At 69.4% G+C, this 18,761-nt stretch carries 18 protein-coding genes; 7 read left to right on the forward strand and 11 right to left on the reverse strand.

The window, feature by feature from the left end; genetic code table 11:
* The 9 genes from AGRA3207_RS17915 to AGRA3207_RS17955 form a co-directional block, all read right to left on the reverse strand.
* Positions 1-819, reverse strand: a complete 819-nt coding sequence (locus tag AGRA3207_RS17915; RefSeq protein ID WP_231335820.1) for an ABC transporter ATP-binding protein — start codon at positions 817-819, stop codon at positions 1-3.
* The gene (locus tag AGRA3207_RS17920) at positions 816-1,616 is read right to left on the reverse strand and encodes an ABC transporter permease (RefSeq protein ID WP_231335821.1); all 801 of its coding nucleotides are present in this window, start codon (positions 1,614-1,616) and stop codon (positions 816-818) included. The genes AGRA3207_RS17915 and AGRA3207_RS17920 overlap by 4 nt, the downstream gene beginning before the upstream one ends.
* Positions 1,613-2,392, reverse strand: coding sequence for an ABC transporter permease (locus AGRA3207_RS17925; protein WP_231335822.1), 780 nt, complete (start codon positions 2,390-2,392; stop codon positions 1,613-1,615). Before AGRA3207_RS17925 ends, AGRA3207_RS17920 begins: the two co-directional genes overlap by 4 nt.
* Positions 2,393-2,492: 100 nt before the next feature.
* Positions 2,493-3,203, reverse strand: coding sequence for a cysteine hydrolase family protein (locus tag AGRA3207_RS17930; protein ID WP_231335823.1), 711 nt, complete (start codon positions 3,201-3,203; stop codon positions 2,493-2,495).
* Complete coding sequence (locus AGRA3207_RS17935) at positions 3,196-4,182, reverse strand: amidohydrolase family protein (protein WP_231335824.1); 987 nt, start codon at positions 4,180-4,182, stop codon at positions 3,196-3,198. Before AGRA3207_RS17935 ends, AGRA3207_RS17930 begins: the two co-directional genes overlap by 8 nt.
* Positions 4,183-4,190: 8 nt before the next feature.
* The gene (locus tag AGRA3207_RS17940; RefSeq protein WP_231335825.1) at positions 4,191-5,135 is read right to left on the reverse strand and encodes an ABC transporter substrate-binding protein; all 945 of its coding nucleotides are present in this window, start codon (positions 5,133-5,135) and stop codon (positions 4,191-4,193) included.
* 233 nt (positions 5,136-5,368) lie between these two features.
* Positions 5,369-6,046 (reverse strand): response regulator, encoded by a 678-nt coding sequence (locus AGRA3207_RS17945; RefSeq protein ID WP_231335826.1) that lies wholly within the window; start codon positions 6,044-6,046, stop codon positions 5,369-5,371.
* Positions 6,039-7,232 carry a GAF domain-containing protein gene (locus AGRA3207_RS17950; protein WP_231335827.1) on the reverse strand — a complete coding sequence of 398 codons (1,194 nt, stop codon included), beginning with the start codon at positions 7,230-7,232 and terminating at the stop codon, positions 6,039-6,041. The genes AGRA3207_RS17945 and AGRA3207_RS17950 overlap by 8 nt, the downstream gene beginning before the upstream one ends.
* Before the next feature lie 407 nt (positions 7,233-7,639).
* Positions 7,640-7,948 carry a hypothetical protein gene (locus tag AGRA3207_RS17955; protein WP_231335829.1) on the reverse strand — a complete coding sequence of 103 codons (309 nt, stop codon included), beginning with the start codon at positions 7,946-7,948 and terminating at the stop codon, positions 7,640-7,642.
* 35 nt (positions 7,949-7,983) lie between these two features.
* Between AGRA3207_RS17955 and AGRA3207_RS17960 the strand changes: the two genes are divergently transcribed.
* Together AGRA3207_RS17960 and AGRA3207_RS17965 are read left to right on the forward strand one after the other, a co-directional pair.
* Entirely contained in the window at positions 7,984-8,298 is a 315-nt protein-coding gene (locus tag AGRA3207_RS17960) for an AMP-binding enzyme (RefSeq protein WP_231335830.1), read from the forward strand.
* Between the two features lie 353 nt (positions 8,299-8,651).
* Positions 8,652-9,761 carry a hypothetical protein gene (locus AGRA3207_RS17965; RefSeq protein ID WP_231335831.1) on the forward strand — a complete coding sequence of 370 codons (1,110 nt, stop codon included), beginning with the start codon at positions 8,652-8,654 and terminating at the stop codon, positions 9,759-9,761.
* A 96-nt stretch (positions 9,762-9,857) separates the two neighbouring features.
* On the opposite strand, the gene AGRA3207_RS17970 is transcribed toward AGRA3207_RS17965, so the two are convergent.
* Together AGRA3207_RS17970 and AGRA3207_RS17975 are read right to left on the reverse strand one after the other, a co-directional pair.
* Positions 9,858-11,033 carry a zinc-dependent alcohol dehydrogenase gene (locus AGRA3207_RS17970; RefSeq protein WP_231335832.1) on the reverse strand — a complete coding sequence of 392 codons (1,176 nt, stop codon included), beginning with the start codon at positions 11,031-11,033 and terminating at the stop codon, positions 9,858-9,860.
* On the reverse strand, positions 11,030-11,572 hold the full coding sequence (locus AGRA3207_RS17975) for an SRPBCC family protein (RefSeq protein ID WP_231335833.1): 543 nt from the start codon (positions 11,570-11,572) through the stop codon (positions 11,030-11,032). The genes AGRA3207_RS17970 and AGRA3207_RS17975 overlap by 4 nt, the downstream gene beginning before the upstream one ends.
* Positions 11,573-12,461: 889 nt before the next feature.
* Here AGRA3207_RS17975 and dnaK point away from each other — a divergent pair.
* Genes dnaK through clpB form a run of 5 tightly spaced genes read left to right on the forward strand, consistent with a single transcriptional unit; the run spans position 12,462 to position 18,761 of the window.
* Positions 12,462-14,354 carry a molecular chaperone DnaK gene (gene dnaK, locus AGRA3207_RS17980; protein ID WP_231335834.1) on the forward strand — a complete coding sequence of 631 codons (1,893 nt, stop codon included), beginning with the start codon at positions 12,462-12,464 and terminating at the stop codon, positions 14,352-14,354.
* Between the two features lies 1 nt (position 14,355).
* Positions 14,356-14,880, forward strand: coding sequence for a nucleotide exchange factor GrpE (locus tag AGRA3207_RS17985; RefSeq protein WP_231335835.1), 525 nt, complete (start codon positions 14,356-14,358; stop codon positions 14,878-14,880).
* The gene (locus tag AGRA3207_RS17990; RefSeq protein WP_231335836.1) at positions 14,880-15,839 is read left to right on the forward strand and encodes a DnaJ C-terminal domain-containing protein; all 960 of its coding nucleotides are present in this window, start codon (positions 14,880-14,882) and stop codon (positions 15,837-15,839) included. Before AGRA3207_RS17985 ends, AGRA3207_RS17990 begins: the two co-directional genes overlap by 1 nt.
* Positions 15,836-16,132 (forward strand): chaperone modulator CbpM, encoded by a 297-nt coding sequence (locus tag AGRA3207_RS17995; RefSeq protein WP_231335837.1) that lies wholly within the window; start codon positions 15,836-15,838, stop codon positions 16,130-16,132. Before AGRA3207_RS17990 ends, AGRA3207_RS17995 begins: the two co-directional genes overlap by 4 nt.
* A 10-nt stretch (positions 16,133-16,142) precedes the next feature.
* The gene (gene clpB, locus AGRA3207_RS18000) at positions 16,143-18,761 is read left to right on the forward strand and encodes an ATP-dependent chaperone ClpB (RefSeq protein WP_231335839.1); all 2,619 of its coding nucleotides are present in this window, start codon (positions 16,143-16,145) and stop codon (positions 18,759-18,761) included.

Here is an 18,761-nt window from a genome sequence, read left to right on the forward strand (position 1 = left end):
TCAGTCCTTCGCGATGCCACGAGCACGGCTCCCCTGCTCTGCGCGGATCATCTGCACGATCGCGGTGCGAGCCTCGACGAACTCCGGGTCGTGACGTGTCTCGACCTGGTCACGCGGACGATCGAGGTTGATGGGCACCGTGGTGCGGGTGACGGAGGGGCGCCTGCTGAGCACCAGCACGCGGTCGGCCAGGTAGACCGCCTCGTCGATGTCGTGCGTGACGAACACCGTCGGGACCTCCAGCTCCGCGTGGACGCGCAGGACGAGGTCCTCCAGGTCGGCGCGCGTCTGTGCGTCGACCGACGCGAACGGCTCGTCCATCAGCAGCAGCCGAGGTCTGCAAGCGACCGCCCGGGCGATCGCGACACGCTGCTGCATCCCACCGGACAGCTCCCACGGGTAGCGATCCCCGAACCCGGCCAGATCCACGGCGTCGAGCGCGGCCTCGGCCGCCGCCCGCCGCTCGTTGCGGCCGACACCGCCCGCACGCAGCGGCAGGGCCACGTTGCGGACGACACTCATCCACGGAAGCAGTGAGCGCGAGTACTCCTGGAAGACGAGCGCGAGCCCATCCGGCGGCCCGACGATCGGCTCGCCCGCGAATCGCGCCGTCCCCTCGGTCGGCCGCATCAGGCCGGAGAGCACCTTCAGCAGGCTCGTCTTGCCGCATCCCGACGGCCCGACGATGCAGAGCAGCTCACGGGCGTCGACCCGGAAGTCGATGTCACCGATCGCGTCGACCGTCTCGCCGCCCCGTGACCGGTACGTCATGCCGATGTGGTCCACCTCAAGGACCGGCGTGCCGTTGACGGACCTCACGTACGGTCACCTCCCTGTGCGTGGCCGCGCCAGCCGGCGTGCCAGGCGAGCATCTTCCGTTGGACGAGTTCGAGCAGAAGGGCCGAGACGAGACCGATGATCGCCAGCAGCAGGATCCCGGCCCACATCGCCGGCATGTCGTAGGTCCGCTGCGCATTGAGAACGAAGAAGCCGACCCCGTCCGAACCGCCGAACATGCTCGCGACGATCGTGATCGACAGGCCGATCGACAGGCTGACCTGCAGCCCGGAGAAGATCTGCGGCATCGCCGCGGGCAACAGCACGCAGCGCAGCCGCATCGCCCGGCTCAGGCGGTGGACGCGGGCCATCGCGAGCATCGTCTCGTCGACGCCGCGGACGCCGTCGATCGTGTTGAGGAAGATGGGCCAGACCGCGGCGAACGCGATCAGGCTGACCTCCATCCGAATCCCGGGTCCGAAGATCACGAACACGACCGGGATCAACGCCGCGATCGGCAGCGAACGCGAGAACTCCGTGATCGGTGCGATCGCCCGGCGCAACCGCGGCGAGAGTCCGACGGGAATTCCGAAGCCGATACCTGTCGCCGCCGCCAGCAGGTAGCCGAGCAGGAACCGAACGATGCTCGTGAACGCATCGCCCAGCCCAGGCTGCGTCCCCCACACGTCGGCGAACCGCTCAAGGCTGGTCTGAAGCGGCGGGTAGTAGATCGAGGCGCTGTCGGCCGAGAGCACCCACCACAGCGTGATCGCTGCTACGGGCACGACCAGGCCGGCAGCGGCGCCGCCGACGTGGCGGCCGATACGCGGGGTGGTCACCTGTGCCCCTGACGCTGGGACTGATGCCATCGCAACGCGTAGGCCTCCATCCGGGTGAAGGTCGCCGTGACGAGCAGGCCGAGCAGCCCCGTCACAAAGATCAAGGCCCACATCCGGTCGCCGGCCCCGGCCTGCGCAGCGTTGGCGATCTCGGAGCCGAGGCCCGGCCCGCCGCCGACGAGCGACGCGGCGACGGCCAGGACGAGCGCGATGGTCGCCGCGACCCGGAGCCCGGTCGCCACGCTCGGCAGCGCGCTCGGCAGGACCAGCAGGCGGAAGCGCATGAAGCGGCCAAGCCCGTAGGAGACGGCCATCTGGCGCGCCACCGGGTCGACCTCGCGGACCCCGTAGATCGCCTGGAGCAGCAGGGGCCAGATCGCCGAGAGCAGCACCAGGACGACGGCCATCCGGGCCCCCAGACCGTAGACGAGGATCAGCAGGGGCATCGCGGAGACCACCGGTATCGGACGCAGAAGATTGATCGCGACCCAGGTGAGCCGGTGCAATCGCGGCGAGACGCCGATCAGGATGCCCGCGGGAACCGCGACGCCGACGGCGAGCAGGAGGCCGATCGCCCAGGCTTCCATGGAGACCCCGATCGCGCGCCAGGTGCTGCCCTCTCCCACGGCGTCCGCGAACGCGCGAGCGACCCGGGACAGGGGTGGCAGGACCTCCTGGGCGATGACACCGGTCCGGCTCAGCAGCTCGGCCAGGCCGAGCACGACCGCGACCACCAGCACCGGCTCGCCGTAGGTGACCGCCAGGCGGCGCAGCACACGCCGAGCCGACGGCGGCCCACCACGACCGCGGACGTGCGCCGACGGCTCGGCCGGGGCCGCTGCCCCGAGGACTGGCTGCCGTACCATCCGTGGACCCTCAGGCGCCGGCGGTCGAGGAGAGGGGCGCGCTGAGACGCTCGGCGATCTCGTCGGTCGACTGCACCCAGCCGAGGCAGCGGGCGACGTTCTGGAGACCGAACTCGTGAAGATCGTCTCCATAGCTGGAGCCCACGCAGTCGGACACGAGCACGATCCGGAAATCGCGGTTGAACCCGTCGAACGCCGCGCACTGGACGCAGGTGTTGGTGTTGATGCCGATCAGCAGGAGGGTGTCGATGCCGAGCTGGCGCAGCGTGCCCTCCAGCTCGGTGTCGACGAACGAGCTGAGCCGGTGCTTCGACTCGATGACGATGTCGTCCTCGCCCGGTTCGAGCTCCGGCATCACCTGGGTCTGCGGGCTGCCGACGAGGTTGTGCCCGGCGATCGTCGACGGCAGGTCCGGGGTGAGGCTCTCGCGAACCTCGTCGACCGACCGCCAGAACGGGTTGGAGAGGTACTCGCTCTTGCCGTTGATGATGCGGTTCGTCATGACGACGAAGATCGTCGCGATCCCGGCAGCGCGGGTGATTTTGAGGAGCCGGGCGGACGAATCCACGATCCGCGCCGCGAGATCGGCCGCCACCGGCATCGTCGCGATCTCCGGGTCGAGGTGACCGCGGTGGGTGTCGATGGCCAGGACTGCCGTGCGCTCGGGGACGATCTCGAGAACCTCGTTGAGCTTCGCGCGCATCTCCTGCCGTTCAGCCATGGTCGATCGGTCCTTTCTGGTCGTTGATCCAGGCGGCACCGCGCTCGCCCAGGAAGTTCAGTGCGCCGGCCCTGAGGCCGCCGGGGTCCAGACCTGCTTCTCGCAGGTGGAAGGCAGGGTCACGGTCGCCCATGTCGAAGGGGTGGTCCGAGCCCGCGATCAGGTGCGCGTCGCTCGCGACGGCGGTCAGCAGACGCAACTGGTCCACACCGTGGACGAGCGTGTCGAGGTAGAGACGGCGGAACGCCTGTGACGGGAGATCGGTCAGGTCGCCGCGCACGTCCGCGCGCGCCCGCCAGCCGTGGTCCCACCGTCCCAGCAGCGCCGGGGCCGCCCCGCCGCCGTGAACGAAGCAGATCCGCAGGTCGGGCAGCTCGTCTAGCACACCGCCGAGCAGCACAGCCCCGATCGCCGCGGCCGTCTCGACCGGGTTGCCGAGGAGGTTCTGCATGTAGTGGTGCCCGAGTCCCGGCCCGGGAAGCTGCATCGGATGCACGAGGACGCACATTCCCAGGCGTGACGCGCCGCGGAGGATCGACCGCATGGGGTCCTGGTCGAGCCGGAGCCTACCGAGCATCGGCGGGATCGCGATGCCCGCGAATTCGCCGCGTGAGGCGAGCTCATCGAGCATCGCGAGCGCCTCCCCGGGCAGCCCGAGCGGTAGATTGCCGAGGGCGACGACCCGTCCGCCGGCATTCCGGGTGAGGGCCCCGAGCGACTCGTTGTACCGCGCGCAGTACTCCACGGCCGCGCTGTCGCTCCCCAGGGCGAAACTGATCGGCGGGGCGGAGACCACGCTCGCCGTGAACCCCCTCGCCGCCGCCTGTTCGAGCAGGACCTCCGGGTCGGTGAGGTCACCCGCGCTCAACTGCAGCGGGACGTCCCCGTAGAAGACCTCGCCGTCGCGGACGCGGAGCGTGACCCCGCCGGGCACTTCGAAGCAGTGGGCGGGAATCCAGTGCGCATGAACGTCGATCATCGTCGGTCCTAGCCGCCGAACACCGAGCCGTCGACGTCCGGCATCTGCTTGAGCCGGCCGACGTCGACCATGACCTGCGCCTGCCGGCGTAGCTGCTGACGCAGGCTCGCGGCGTCGGAGCCCTTGTGGAAGGTCGGCATGCCGATCTTGGCCAGGACCGCGGGCGGTGTCTTGCTGACCTTCCCGAGGGTCGCGCGCACATCACCCGGATGATCCGCGCAGTAGGTCTCGGCGCGTGCCATCGCACGGGCGAAGCCGCCGGCCGCATCGGGATTCGCCTTGACGAACTTGTTGCTGGTCATCATGCCCGTGACCAGCGTCTGCGGGCCCAGGCCCTCATCGAGGCCGCTCGCGATCCGGCGCAGGCCGCTGCCGCCGATGGTGATGAACGGTTCTATCAGGCCCGCGGCGTCGACCTTCCCGGATTCGAGCGCGGACACGGTGTTCTGGATCGGAAGCTCGACGAACGTGACGGAGCCCGGGTCGATCCCGGAGTCCTTGGCGGCCTTGAGGTACGCGACGTGCTGGATCCCGCCGAGCGCGAGCAGGCCGACCTTCTTACCGGCGAGATCCTTGATCGTGCGGATCGGGCTGTCCTTCTTGACGTAGGTGCCGGTGTACTCGGGGCTGTTGGAACTCACCGCGGAGACGAACGTGACGGGAAGTCGCTTGCCCACCGCCTGAAGGAAGGTGACCGAGTTCGAGGTGATGAGGTCGAGGTCACCGCTGAGGACCGCCGGCACCGCGTTGGCGGGGTTGCTGACGTCGGTGGAGATCTCGACGTCGAGCCCCTCCTCGCGGAAGAACCCCTTCTCCTGCGCCAGAAAGAGTGGAACGTTCCCGACGACCGGCAGCGCGCCGACCTTGAGTTTCAGGGGCTTGTCCTCGTTCGGCTTGGCGGTCTTCGCCGGCCCCTGGGCCGCGCTGCCGCACGCGGTGAGGCCAATGGGCATGACAGTGACGGCCAAGACCGCCACCAGCGACGAGATCCGCGCACGGGACCGGCGGTGTGAATTGACCAACCTGAGCATCGCACCCGTCCTTTACGGTCCGGGAAGGCACCGACCCGCCGTCCGGCGAAGCAGCGCTCCTCTAGAAGGTGACGAGCGCAACGCTAAAGACCATGTGCGGCACGGTCCGGGTTGTGTTCAGGCGAGCGAAAAGAGTGCGGCCGCTCCACCGCGGATCAGCCGATGAGCGTCCGGGCGACGTACACCTTGCGCGGTCGGCCGGGACGGTCGCCGACATGGTCGACCCAGGCTTCCTCGACCGTCACGAGATACTCAAGGTAGCGCCAGGCGGTCACCCGCGAGACCCCGAGCGACTGCGCGGCCTGCTCCGCGGTGACGCCCTGCGTGACCGTGCGGAGAAGCCCGCGTACAAGATCGAGGCGCTCCGGCGTGAGATCCTTCGGCACCCAGTTCGTCGCGCCGGTCGTCGCGCGAAACTCGTCGATGTCACGTTGGCAGAGCTCGTCCCCGCCGGTCGCCGCCACCCGGTTCAGGAAGGAGGCCAGTGCCTGGCGCAGCCTGTCGACGGCGAACGGCTTGACGAGGTAGTCGAGAATTCCGAGCTGGGCGGCGGCGCGTACGACCGACGCCGTGCTCTGCGCGGTGATCGCGATGACCTCGACCTCGATACCCCGACCCCGCGCGGACCGTAGCAACGTCAGTCCGTCGACACCCGGCAGGCCCAGATCGAGCAGCACCAGATGCGGCTTGGTCCGCCTGAGCTCCGCGGCCGCGCTTTCAGCACTGTCGGCGATGCCGACCACGGTCAGTGCCGGGAACGCCGAGACGACCCGGCGGTGGACGCCCGCGACGACCGGGTCGTCCTCGACGATCAGTACGCGCCACTCAGTCATAGGGGATCGCCACCCGGATCGTCATGGCCTCTCCCGCCACAACGTCGATCACGCCGAAGGCGGCATTGACGGCCTGGGCGACCAAGGCGAGACCGAGGCCCGCGTGCCCGCCCTTCGTCGTGTAGCCGCGCTCGAACATGCGCTCCCGGTCGAGCGACATGCCCGGTGGCAGCGGGTTGGACACCTCGACGAGGAGTTCCTCGGCCCCCGCGCAGATCCGGACCGTGACGACGCGCTCGCGCTGCGGGAGCACCAGGATCGAGGCAACGGCGTTGTCGATCAAATTGCCCAAGATCGTGACGACATCCGCGTCGCTCAGCCGCGACGGCAGGTGCGTCAGCGTGCTGTCCTCAGCGAGTTCCAGCGTCACACCACGCTGACGTGCGATGTTGCCCTCCGCGATGAGAAGGCCCGCCACCACCCGCACCTCGATGCGGCTCGTGATCTGATCATTCTCCATGACATAGACGGCCGTCAGGCCGTCGACGAACCGCATCGCCGCGTCCACGTCGCCGAGCGCGAGCAGCCCCGCGACGGCCTGCAGGCGGTTGGCGTGCTCGTGTGCCTGCGCGCGCAGGCCGTCGACCGCGCGGTCGAGCGCGGAGAGCCTGCGCGCCTGCCCCTCGACGAGCTGCGCGATCCTGATCGTGGACGCGGCGTGCGCCGCGAACAAGCACAGGACGTCGATCTGCGCGCGAGGCCACGGCCCCCGTGCGGCACGCAAGATCGCCATCGCCCCGATACAGCGGTCGTCGACCTTCATCGGGACCAGCAGCATCGCCCCGAAGCCCGCCGCGAGCGCCGCCTCGCACCACGGGCGGAACATCGGATGCGTCCGATGATCATCGATGGCGATCGGGACACCGTGCCGGACTGCGATGCCCGCCGGGCCGATCTCAGCCTCCTCGCGCATCCGGTCGAGGCGGCGTGCCCAAACCTCGCCGATCCCATAGTTGCTCGCGACCCGGAATCCGTGGCGCCCGCCGGACAGCAGGATCCGCGCCGCGCCCGCGTGCGCGACCTTCGCCGCCTCCCGCGCGATCTGATCGAGCACGATCGACTCCGACCCGCCGCTGACGACCGCCCGGCTGACATTCAGCATCCCGAGGACCTCGGTCTCCCCGAGCCCCGTCATCGGCGGCACCACGACCGTCGGGTCACCTGGCCCCATGTCATTTCCGGTCATCACCAACAGAGGCTACCGGTTCGCCAAATTTCCCCCTGGCCACAGCTGGTCACCCCTCGTCACCAGCCACAGTGCCCACACTGCAGTCCAACGGAATCTGAGGCATGATCACCACAAGCAGTGGGTATCTGCATCACAGCAGAGAGTAATCTCCCCAGGGAAGACGATCCGCTTATCGGCTTCTCACTCGTGGGTGACCTGGGCTCTTGCAGGTCAGTACAGCGCTCAGGCGTTGTGACCTGAAACGCGGAAGGCCGGCGGTTCGGCCCCGCCCCTGCCCACCTCTCTGAGCAGCAAAAGAAGCGCCCGACCTGCGGATACGCGGTCGGACGCTTCTCATGTCCGTCCGGCTGTGTCCGACTGTCACCGGCTCTCGGCGGGCATCTGTGCCGAAGACGTGCCGAAGTTCAGTCGTCCCTTAGGTCCCGTAGGGCCTGCTCGATGCGGCGTTTGGCCGCTTCGTCCTGCCCCTCGATGCACTTGACGTAGGCGCGTAGCAGGACCTCGACACTGAGGCCGGCCCACTCGGCGAACTGAGGAACCGGGACTCCCCCGTTGAGCCAGGTGGACACGCACGCGTGGCGTAGGTCGTACGGACGCTTGGCGAGCGGCGAAGCGTACTCGGCGTCAAACAGCGCGACCCGGCGCGCCCGGTCCCACACACGGCGGTAGGCGACGGTGGCGAGGAGAGCGTGTCCGGACTCGGCATCGAGCACTCCTGGCCGCCCACCCGGCCGTCGGGCGCTGCGCTGTGATCGCCGCGCCGGACGAGTTCTACACCCAGGTGCCCGTCGCGTTCGTCGTTCGGCGGGACGAGTCAGCCGACCTGGTGGAGCTGGCGCGCGAGCTGCGCGGCATGGTCGGCCAGCGCATCGGCGACTGGGCCCGTCTGACCCGGCTGGTCTTCGTCAGCGACCTCACCTACACGCCGTCCAAGAAGATCAGGCGCTCCGGTCTGCGCGACTGGCTGACCACTGACACCGGACTCGACGTCATCGCCGACATCCGCCTGGCCGGGGAAGCCGGAGACACCTCGAATACGAAGGGTAACGATCAAGGAGTCTGAACGGGGAGGCAGACGACGGCATCTGCGCCTGATCTGCCCCACGGGACGGATCACTCCTTGATTCCATGACGGAGCATGAGGCCATTAAGGAAGAGGCTGGTTCACTAGCGCTCGGAGGAGATCCATGCCCGGCGCTTCTGAGCACCGGGATTCTTGGACGGGTCGCCTCCACCCACCGGGCCCTGCCTTCCGGGTCGCCGTCGTTGATCACCGTGGTCGGACGTTCCGTACCCGCCCGGGGTCCGAATCAGGAAGCTTCCCCTCAAGGCATGATCTGGCAAGTGACGCATGTGTCGTGTGAGGGCGGGTAGGCAGTCGTGTGATCTTGCTCGGCTGCAGGGTGAGGAGCGTCCATGGCCACCGGCGATCAGGGGCGTCCGGAGATCGTCGTCGGGCTCGTGGCGACCCCGCCGGACTATCCGGCCCATGTGGTCGGGCGGCTTACCGCCGAGCTGGCCGACCTGCTCGCCGAGCGGGTGGACGCGGACGTGCGGTGGATCGTCCGGGAAGGCTGGGGTGAGGTGGCTCCCCGCCGCGGCGGCGGTGTCGAGGCGCTGCTGGACGATCTTGCCCGCCGACGCGTCGACGCCCGGTGGGACGTCGCGGTGTGCCTGACCGACCTGCCGCTGCAAACCGAGCGGGTGCCGCTGGTCGCGCAGACGTCAGCCCGGCGCCGGGTCGCGATGGTGTCCTTGCCCGCGCTCGGACTGCGCCAGCTGCAAACGGTCCGCACAGCCGTTCCCGATCTCGTGGGCCGTCTGCTCACTGACGCTCGCGAGGAGCAGGTGCCGCAGGCCGGCGGGGCACCGGCCCAGACGGTCGGGCGGGTCGCCGCCATCCACCGGGTGGTCGGCGAGGCCGATGCCGGGGAACTGGGCTACGTCGCCTCGCGGCTGATCGGCCGGGTGCGGCTGGTGACCGGGATGGTCCGGGCCAACCGCCCGGGGCGCGCCCTGCTGGGCCTGTCCAAGCTGCTGGTCGGCGCCTTCGGCACGGCCGCGTTCGCGCTCACCACCAACACCATCTGGCAGATGGGCGATGCGCTCGGCGGACCCCGCCTCACCGCGATCATGCTTCTCGGGCTGACCGCGCTGGTGGCTTGGCTGATCATCGCGCACGACCTGTGGGAGAAACCGGACCGGGACACACCGGCCGAGCTGGCCCGGCTGTTCAACCTCGGCACGATCCTCACCCTCACCCTGGCCACCGCGGTGTCCTATCTGGTGCTGTTCGCCGGGACGATACTGGCCGCGGCGCTGCTGATCGACACATCGGTGCTGGAGCAGAGCCTGGAGCGGCCGGTCGATCTCAGTGACTATCTGATGCTGGCCTGGATCATCAGTTCGCTGGCCACCGTCGGCGGCGCGATCGGTTCCGGGCTGGAGGACGAGGACACGGTGCGGGCCGCCGCTTACGGCTACCATCCCGAACCCGGCGGCCGGCGGGACGAGAAGGACGCGTAGGCCCCCTTCCCTGGGGCCCGTCCGCACTGCCGGGCGGGCGACCACAGACCCGCATCCGGCCACCGCGCTCGCCGCGGCGGCCCGATGCGGGGGCCGTCAGGGTTTGAGGACGACCTTCTCGCAGTTGTCCTGCTTGTTCTTGAAGAGCTCGAAGCCGCGTTCGGCCTCATCGAGGGGCAGCCTGTGGGTGATGATCCGGGTCGGATCGAACTCTCCGCGCTCGATGCGCTGGAGCAGCGGCTTCATGTAGCGCTGTACGTGGCATTGGCCGGTCCGCAGGGTCAGCGACCGGTTCATCCACGCCCCGGCGGGGAATTTGTCCAGCAGGCCACCGTAGACGCCGATCACCGAGACCACGCCACCGCTGCGGCACGACAGGATCGCCTGCCGCAGCGCGTGCGGGCGATCGGTCTCCGACCGCACGGCCTGCTTGATGCGGTCGTACGCGGCGATGTGCGCACTGCCGTGGCTGGCTTCGAGGCCGACCGCGTCGATGCATTTGTCCGGTCCGCGGCCACCGGTCAGTTCCAGCAGCCGGGACCGTACGTCGACTTCCTCGAAGTTCACCGGCGTGTGGCCCGCCCGTTCTGCCATCTCCAGCCGGTACGGCTCCTTGTCGATGGCGATGACCTTCGCGGCGCCGAGCACCCGGGCGCTGTCCATGGCGAACTGCCCGACCGGGCCGGCCCCCCACACCGCCACCACGTCGGTGGGCTGGATGTCGCACATCTCGGCACCCATGTAGCCGGTCGGCAGGATGTCGGAGAGGAACAGCACCTGCTCGTCGGTCAGATCGGACTCGATCTTCAGCGGACCGACGTCGGCGAACGGCACCCGCGCGTACTGTGCCTGACCGCCCGCGAAGCCGCCGGTCAGATGCGAATAGCCGAAGATCCCGGCGACCGGGTGACCGAACATCTTCTCCGCGATCCCGGCGTTGGGATTGGAGTTCTCGCAGCAGGAGTACAGCTCGGCGGCACAGGCGCCGCACGCGCCGCAGGCGATCGGGAACGGCACGACGACCCGGTCCCCGACGCGCAGCCGGCCCGGATCGACGCCCGCGCCGACCTCGACCACCTCACCCATGAACTCGTGGCCCATGACGTCGCCGTCCTGCATCGTGGGCACGTACCCGTTGACCAGGTGCAGGTCCGAGCCGCAGATCGCGGTGGAGGTGATCCGCACGATGGCATCGCGCTCGTTCAGGAGCGTCGGGTCCGGCACGTCACGGACCTCGACCTTGTTGCGTCCCGCCCAGGTATTCGCCCTCATTCGTCCGCTCCCTTCGCGAGCTCGGATGGCGACAGCGGTCGCGCCGGATGCTGCGGGAACTCCTTGCGGGCCTGCTTGCCCCACGGGGCGCCGTCGGACCGGACCACCTCACCCGTCTCCAGCACCTGCTTGAGCCGGCGCAGGTCGTCGTCGAGCTGCTGGTGCGGTTCCTCGCCGAAGTACTTGGCGACCGCGTCGCCGACCGTGCCGCCCGGGATGTCGTAGCTGGAAGCGACTTGCACCTCGGTGCTCACACCGTCCGGGGCGAGCATGAACCGGACAGTGCCGGCGTTCGGCACGTCGGCGTCGCCGATCGACCGCCACACGATCTTCTCGCCGGGCGCCTCGACGACGATCTCCGCATCCCACTCGACGTCCTTGCCGAACGGGGCGCGGGCGACCCAATGGCTCGTACGGTCACCGGTGCCGCGGACCTCCTCGAGATGTGCCATGAACGTCGGCAGATTTTCCAGGGCGCGCCAGAACGCGTAAACCTCCGGTACGGGTTTGCGAATCGTTGTCGTGGCCGTCAGTTCCATCGATTCTCCTCTGTATAGACCCCGCACCATCGGCAGGCAGGCGATTTTCTCCGCCCGCCTGGGCGGGGCGCCGGCCATGCAGGTCTGCCGCCTTATCTGGACGACGACGCGGTATCTCCGGCGAACGCCGCAGAGTGCGCTCGCCACGGGCGCCGGCCAGCCGATCAAGCTCGGGTCTACGCGTCACCCACAATCCAGACGGGGCTGTCGGCTGTGCCTACCCCTCGGAATGCCACCCAACCCACCATCGGTCGCTGCGTGTGGATCGCGCGTTGACCGGGCCGCCGCACCACGGCCTCTCGGGGGTCGGCGACCAAGCCGTCATGAGGAACATGCGTGTTGACGTTTATCCAGGTCAGCATGGTGTTCTGAGCTCTGATAGCGCTTTGTCCCCGCATGGCGTGCCTCCCCTGCCGCCCCCTGCCGCATGTCGTCCGATGACGCCAAGGTCTTCTTTGGTCATAGTCAAAATCCTTCACGGGACGTGCCGCAGCCCTATTTCGGGGGAGGTCGGGCAGTACGTTCGTTGAAATACGCCTTGTCGGCTTCGGGCATCGTTTCCGTTTCAAGAACGATGCGATGTGTCGGCATTGCCAGCGCGACCGCGGGGCGGGCGGTGCCCGGCGCTATGTGAGCGCCCCCCGGAAGTCCGCCGCTATGCCCGCGCTTTCGACAAGGAGGACCGCGACGACCTCGGCAGGTGGGCCCAGGAGACCTGGAAACGATGTACGCCACCTCGAATCACTGTCGGCGAGGCGGCGGACGCCGAGCACCGCCGAATTGAAGTGCCCACCTCATGGCGGCGAAGGAGAAGCACGTCCTCGTCGAGCCGGAGCACGCCGCCCGGACGCGTACCCGCTCGCAAGCATCGACCAAAGGGAGAGCCGCAATGGCGAAGGCAGTAGGCATCGACCTCGGCACGACCAACTCGGTGATCGCCGCCACGGAGGACGGGCATCCGACGGTGATAGCGAACGCGGAGGGCGCACGTACGACGCCGTCCGTGGTCGCGTTCACCGACCAGGGTGAGCGGCTCGTGGGCCAGCTCGCCCGCCGGCAGGCCATCCTCAACCCGAAGGGAACGATCTACTCGGCCAAGCGCTTCATCGGCCGCCGATTCGACGAGGTCAAGAGCGAGATCAACGCGGTCTCCTTCGACGTGGCGGAGGGACCCGACGGCAGCGTCCGCTTCGACGTCAAGGGCAAGCTGTACGCGCCCGAGGAGGTCTCGGCCCTCGTGTTGCGCAAGCTGGCCGCGGACGCCGCGAAGCACCTGGGCGAGAAGGTGACCGAGGCGGTCATCACGGTGCCGGCGTACTTCAACGACGCACAGCGCCAGGCGACCAAGGACGCGGGGCGCATCGCCGGGCTGGAGGTCCTGCGGATCATCAACGAACCGACCGCCGCGGCCCTGGCGTACGGGCTGGACAAGAAGGGGAACGAGACGGTCCTGGTCTTCGACCTGGGCGGCGGGACGTTCGACGTCAGCCTCCTCGACATCGGAGACGGCGTCGTCGAGGTCCGTTCGACCTCCGGCGACGGGCACCTCGGCGGTGACGACTTCGACCGCCGGATCGTCGACCACCTGGCCGATGAGTTCCAGAAGGAGCAGGGCATCGACCTGCGCGCGGACCCGCAGGCTCTCCAGCGGCTGTTCGAGGCGGCGGAGAAGGCCAAGGTCGAACTGTCGGAGGTGACACAGACCACGATCAGTCTGCCCTTCGTCACCGCGGACGCCTCGGGACCCAAGCACCTCAACACGACGCTCATGCGCTCCACGTTCGAGCAGATCACCGCCGACCTGGTGGAGCGCTGCGTCCACCCTGTCGAGCAGGCCATGCAGGACGCCAAGCTCACGCCCGCGGACATCGATGAGGTCATCCTCGTCGGCGGCTCCACCCGGATGCCCGCCGTGCAGAACCTGGTGCGCAGGCTGACCGGCGGCAAGGACCCGAACATGACGGTGAACCCGGACGAGGTCGTGGCCATCGGCGCGGCGGTCCAGGCCGGCATCATCAAGGGCGAGGTCGAGGACGTCGTCCTGCTCGACGTCACGCCGCTGTCGCTGGGCGTCGAGACGCTCGGCGGCATCATGACCAAGGTCATCGAGCGCAACACGACGATCCCGGCCCGCAGGACCGAGACGTTCAGCACCGCCGACGACAACCAGGAAGCCGTCGACATCGTGATCCTGCAAGGAGAACGCGAGCGGGCGGCCGACAATCGCGTTCTCGGGCGCTTCCGCCTGGAGAACATCCGTCCCGCGCCACGCGGAGAACCGCAGATCGAGGTCACCTTCGACCTGGACGCCAACGGCATCCTCAACGTCACCGCGCGTGACAAGGACACCGGCGCCGAGCAGAAGGTCACCATCAGCGAGACCTCCACGCTGGACAAGCAGGAGATCGAGCGGATGGTCCAGGACGCCGAGCAGCACCGCGACGAGGACCTCCGGCTGCGGCAGGCGACCGAGGCCCGCAACGAGCTGGATTCGGTCGCCTACCAGGTGGAACGGCGCCTGCAGGAGCTCGGCGACGCCGTGCCCGTGCACGAGAAGGCGCGTGCCGAACAGCTCGTCCACGACGCTCGCGAGGCGATCGAGCAGGAGGCGCCGATCGACCGGCTGCGCACGCTCAGCGGCGAACTCCAGCAGGTCTATCAGGCCCTGCAGGCCGGTCAGCCGTCCGGCACGCCCCCGCAGGGCGGGACGGAACGCGCCTCGGGCGCCCCGGCCGACGACGACGTGATCGACGCCGAGTTCACCGCCTCTGACACGGAGTGACATGAACGGCCACGAAGAGCGTCCTGACCAAGATGGTGCGCGGGCGGCCCAGGCCGGCGCCGACGAGGCCGAACCGCTCGGGGGATCGGAGGCGAAGCTCGCGGAGCTGGAGGACCGGTGGCTGCGTGCGGTCGCCGAGCTGGACAACGTCCGCAAGCGCATCGCCCGGGACACCGAGCGGCTCCGGGCCGAGGAACGCGACAAGGTGGCCTCCGAGTGGCTGCCCGTCCTGGACAACCTTGAGCGCGCGCTGAGTGCCGCCGAAGGAGACGGCGACGCCGATCCGGTCGTCCAGGGGGTGCGCGCGGTGCGCGACCAGGCGGTCGCCACGCTGAACCGCCTCGGCTACCGCCGCCAGGACCAGACCGGCGTGCCGTTCGATCCCCGGCACCACGAGGCGGTCTCGACCGTCGAACGCGACGACGTCGCGCCCGGCACCGTCGTGGAGGTGCTGCAACCCGGCTACGGCGGCGACCAGCGGCAGCTGCGCCCGGCGGTGGTGGTGGTAGCCACGAGGGCGGAGTGATGGCCGACCGACGCGACCTGTACGAAGTGCTCGGAGTCGGCCGTGACGCCGACCAGGACGAGATCCAGCGGGCCTACCGCAAACTGGTCCGCAGATACCATCCCGACGTCAACAAGGATCCCGGGGCAGAGGACACCTTCAAGGACGTCTCGGAGGCGTACGCCGTGCTCTCCGATCCCGAAGCGCGCCGCAGGTACGACGCGTTCGGGCACGATTTCCGCCAGGTGCCGCCGGACGTCGACCCCGAGCAGTACGCCAGGAGCCGTTCCCGGGCCGGTGCCCGCTCCGCCGGCGAAGCACGTGGCGGAGGTGGCCAATGGCGCACGAGCGACGGCTTCGGGACGGCCGCCGGAGGTGCCGGAGGTATCGACTTCGAGGACTTGTTCGGCGGCATGTTCGACGGCCGGGGCAGGCGCTCGTGGGGGCCCGTGCAGGGCGCGGACCAGGAAGCCGAGCTGACACTCTCGGTCGAGGAGGCCTACCACGGCGGGCGCCGGACGATCACGCTGGGCGGAGGGCGGCGGCTGGACGTCACGATCCCGCCCGGGGTGACCGACGGCCAGCGCATCAGGCTGTCCGGCCAGGGAGGCCGGGGAGGCCACGGCGCCCAGCCGGGCGATCTCTACCTCATCGTCCGGATCGCCGAGCATCCTCGCTACCGCGTCGAGGGCCGCGACCTGCACACCTACCTGCCGCTGGCCCCCTGGGAGGCCGCTCTGGGCGCCACGGTCGCCATCGGCACGCCAGGCGGCGAGGCCAAGCTGAAAGTGCCGCCGGGGACCTCGACCGGCCGCCGTCTGCGGCTGCGCGGGCGCGGCATGCCCAACCCCCGCGGCACGCCCGGCGACCTGTTCGCCGAGGTGCGGATCATGGTGCCGCCCGAGCCCGCCGAGGAGGAACGGCGCCTGTTCGAACAGCTCGCCGCCGCGTCCCGGTTCGACCCGAGGAGGGTCTCATGACGACGTACGCGATCGTCCGCCCGACACGGCTGGGCCTGGACGCCTATGCGCGGGTCACCGGGCTGCACCCGGAGACCGTCCGCCGCCTCGTGGTGCTCGGCTTGCTGGAACCGGTCAGGGACGCCAGGGGCGAGCTCTGCTTCCCGCCCTCCGAGGTCGCCGCGGCCGCCCGCATCCGGCGGCTGCACGAGGGCCTGTCGATCAGCTATGCCGCGATCGGGCTGGTGATCGACCTGCTCGACCGGATCGAGGCGCTGGAGGGCTCCCTGCGCACGCAAGCCTCACGACACTAGGGGGACTGGAATGGACCCGGACACCATGACGCAGAAGTCGCAGGAGGCCCTGCACGGCGCCCAGACGAAGGCGCTGCGCTATGGGCACACCGAGGTCGACGCCGAGCATCTGCTGCTGGCCCTGCTCGAACAGCCGGACGGGCTGGCCCCCCGGCTCGTGCAGCACGCCGGAGCCGACCCCGAAGCCCTGCGCAGGGACCTGGAACACGCCCTGGAACGCCGTCCCAAGGTCAGCGGGCCGGGCGCGCAACCCGGACAGGTCTACCTCACGCAGCGGCTGTCGCGGCTGCTGGACACCGCCGAGCGGGAGGCGAAGAGGCTCAAGGACGAGTACGTCTCGGTCGAGCATCTGCTGCTGGCACTGATCGAGGAGGGCTCCGGCACGGCCTCCGGCCGGCTGCTGCAACAGCAGGGGCTCACCAGGGACCGGTTCCTGGAGGCGCTGACCGCCGTCCGGGGCAACCAGCGCGTCACCTCGGCCATGCCGGAGGTCGCCTACGAGGCGCTGGAGAAGTACGGCCGCGACCTGGTGAGCGAGGCCCGGGGAGGCAAACTGGACCCGGTGATCGGCCGTGACACGGAGATCCGCCGGGTGATCCAGATCCTGTCCCGCAAGACCAAGAACAACCCGGTGCTGATCGGTGACCCCGGCGTCGGCAAGACGGCCATCGTGGAAGGACTCGCCCAGCGGATCACGAACGGGGACGTCCCCGAGGGGCTGCGCGACAAGACCGTCTTCAGCCTGGACATGGGCGCGCTCGTGGCCGGCGCCAAGTACCGCGGCGAGTTCGAGGAACGGCTCAAGGCCGTATTGAACGAGGTCACGGCGGCCCAGGGACGGATCCTGCTGTTCGTGGACGAGCTGCACACCGTGGTCGGGGCCGGGGCGACCGAGGGCGCCATGGACGCGGGCAACATGCTCAAGCCGATGCTCGCCCGAGGCGAACTGCACATGATCGGCGCGACCACGGTCCAGGAGTACCGGCTGCACATCGAGAAGGACGCGGCCCTGGAGCGCAGGTTCCAGCCCGTCCTGGTGGACGAGCCGTCCGAAGAGGACGCGATATCGATCCTGCGGGGGCTGCGCGAGCGACTGGAGATCTTCCATGGTGTGAAGATCCAGGACAGCGCCATCGTCGCCGCCGTGACGCTGAGCCACCGCTACATCTCCGACCGGTTCCTCCCGGACAAGGCCATCGACCTGGTCGACGAGGCCTGCGCGATGATCCGCACGGAGATCGACTCCATGCCGGCCGAGCTCGACGAACTCACCCGGCGGGTGATGCGGCTGGAGATCGAGGAGGCCGCGCTCGCCAAGGAGGACGACACCGCCGGCCAGGAGCGCCTCGCCGACCTGCGCAAGGAGCTCGCCGACCTGCGCGCCGAGGCCGACGCCATGCGGGCGCAGTGGGAGTCCGAGCGGCAGGCCCTGCGCAAGGTCCAGGCCCTGCGCCAAGAGCTGGAATCCATACGCCGGGAGGCCGAGCAGGCCGAACGCGACTACGACCTCAACCGTGCCGCCGAGCTGCGCCACGGCGAGATGCCCGAACTGGAACGCCGCTTGCGGGCGGAGGAGGAGCAGCTGGCGATCCGCCAGAGCGGCCGCCGACTGCTGCGCGAGGTCGTCACCGAGGACGAGATCGCCGACATCGTCTCCCGCTGGACCGGCATCCCGGTCACCCGCCTGAAGGAGGGCGAGCGCGAGAAGCTGCTGCGCCTGGACGAGACCCTGCACGAGCGGGTCATCGGCCAGGAGGAGGCCGTGCGGCTGGTGGCCGACGCGGTCATCCGCGCCCGCTCGGGCATCAAGGATCCGCGGCGGCCCGTCGGGTCGTTCCTGTTCCTCGGGCCGACCGGCGTCGGCAAGACCGAGCTGGCCAGGGCGCTCGCCGCCACGCTGTTCGACAGCGAGGACAACATGATCCGCATCGACATGAGCGAGTATCAGGAGCGGCACACGGTCAGCCGCCTCGTCGGCGCCCCTCCCGGCTACATCGGGTACGAGGAGGGCGGCCAGCTCACGGAGGCGGTGCGGCGCAAGCCGTACTCGGTGGTCCTCTTCGACGAGGTGGAGAAGGCGCACGCGGACGTGTTCAACACGTTCCTGCAGATCCTGGACGACGGGCGGCTGACCGATGCGCAGGGCCGCACGGTCGACTTCCGCAACACAGTGATCATCATGACCTCGAACATCGGCTCGCAGTACCTGCTCGACGGGGTCACCTCCGACGGCGAGGTCAAGCCGGAGGCCCGCGACCGGGTCATGAACGACCTGCGCACGCACTTCCGGCCCGAGTTCCTGAACAGGGTCGACGACATCGTCCTGTTCAAGCCGCTGACCGAGGCGGAGATCGAGCGGATCGTGGACCTGATGTTCTCCGACGTCAGGCGGCGGCTGGCCGACCGGCGGCTCACGCTGCGGGTCACCGACCAGGCGCTCAAGCTCATCGCCAACCAGGGCTACGACCCCGTGTACGGGGCCCGGCCGCTGCGCCGGTTCATCGCCCGCGAGGTCGAGACCAGGATCGGCCGGGCGCTGCTGAGCGGCGACGCTCCCGACGGCTCGACCGTGACGGTGGACGTCGACCACGGCGAGCTGAACGTCACCTTCTCCGGACCGGGAAGCTGA

The sequence above is a fragment of the Actinomadura graeca genome, assembly GCF_019175365.1.
Classification (GTDB): domain Bacteria; phylum Actinomycetota; class Actinomycetes; order Streptosporangiales; family Streptosporangiaceae; genus Spirillospora; species Spirillospora graeca.

What these genes read in the sequence shown, in the direction of transcription:
- AGRA3207_RS17930 (WP_231335823.1), bottom strand. Translation starts at nt 3,203, where the DNA reads ATGGCTGAACGGCAGGAGATGCGCGCGAAGCTCAACGAGGTTCTCGAG.
- clpB (WP_231335839.1), top strand. Translation starts at nt 16,143, where the DNA reads ATGGACCCGGACACCATGACGCAGAAGTCGCAGGAGGCCCTGCACGGC.
- AGRA3207_RS17940 (WP_231335825.1), bottom strand. Translation starts at nt 5,135, where the DNA reads ATGCCCATTGGCCTCACCGCGTGCGGCAGCGCGGCCCAGGGGCCGGCG.
- AGRA3207_RS17945 (WP_231335826.1), bottom strand. Translation starts at nt 6,046, where the DNA reads ATGACTGAGTGGCGCGTACTGATCGTCGAGGACGACCCGGTCGTCGCG.
- AGRA3207_RS17935 (WP_231335824.1), bottom strand. Translation starts at nt 4,182, where the DNA reads ATGATCGACGTTCATGCGCACTGGATTCCCGCCCACTGCTTCGAAGTG.
- AGRA3207_RS17990 (WP_231335836.1), top strand. Translation starts at nt 14,880, where the DNA reads ATGGCCGACCGACGCGACCTGTACGAAGTGCTCGGAGTCGGCCGTGAC.
- dnaK (WP_231335834.1), top strand. Translation starts at nt 12,462, where the DNA reads ATGGCGAAGGCAGTAGGCATCGACCTCGGCACGACCAACTCGGTGATC.
- AGRA3207_RS17950 (WP_231335827.1), bottom strand. Translation starts at nt 7,232, where the DNA reads ATGACCGGAAATGACATGGGGCCAGGTGACCCGACGGTCGTGGTGCCG.
- AGRA3207_RS17970 (WP_231335832.1), bottom strand. Translation starts at nt 11,033, where the DNA reads ATGAGGGCGAATACCTGGGCGGGACGCAACAAGGTCGAGGTCCGTGAC.
- AGRA3207_RS17985 (WP_231335835.1), top strand. Translation starts at nt 14,356, where the DNA reads ATGAACGGCCACGAAGAGCGTCCTGACCAAGATGGTGCGCGGGCGGCC.
- AGRA3207_RS17965 (WP_231335831.1), top strand. Translation starts at nt 8,652, where the DNA reads ATGGCCACCGGCGATCAGGGGCGTCCGGAGATCGTCGTCGGGCTCGTG.
- AGRA3207_RS17995 (WP_231335837.1), top strand. Translation starts at nt 15,836, where the DNA reads ATGACGACGTACGCGATCGTCCGCCCGACACGGCTGGGCCTGGACGCC.
- AGRA3207_RS17975 (WP_231335833.1), bottom strand. Translation starts at nt 11,572, where the DNA reads ATGGAACTGACGGCCACGACAACGATTCGCAAACCCGTACCGGAGGTT.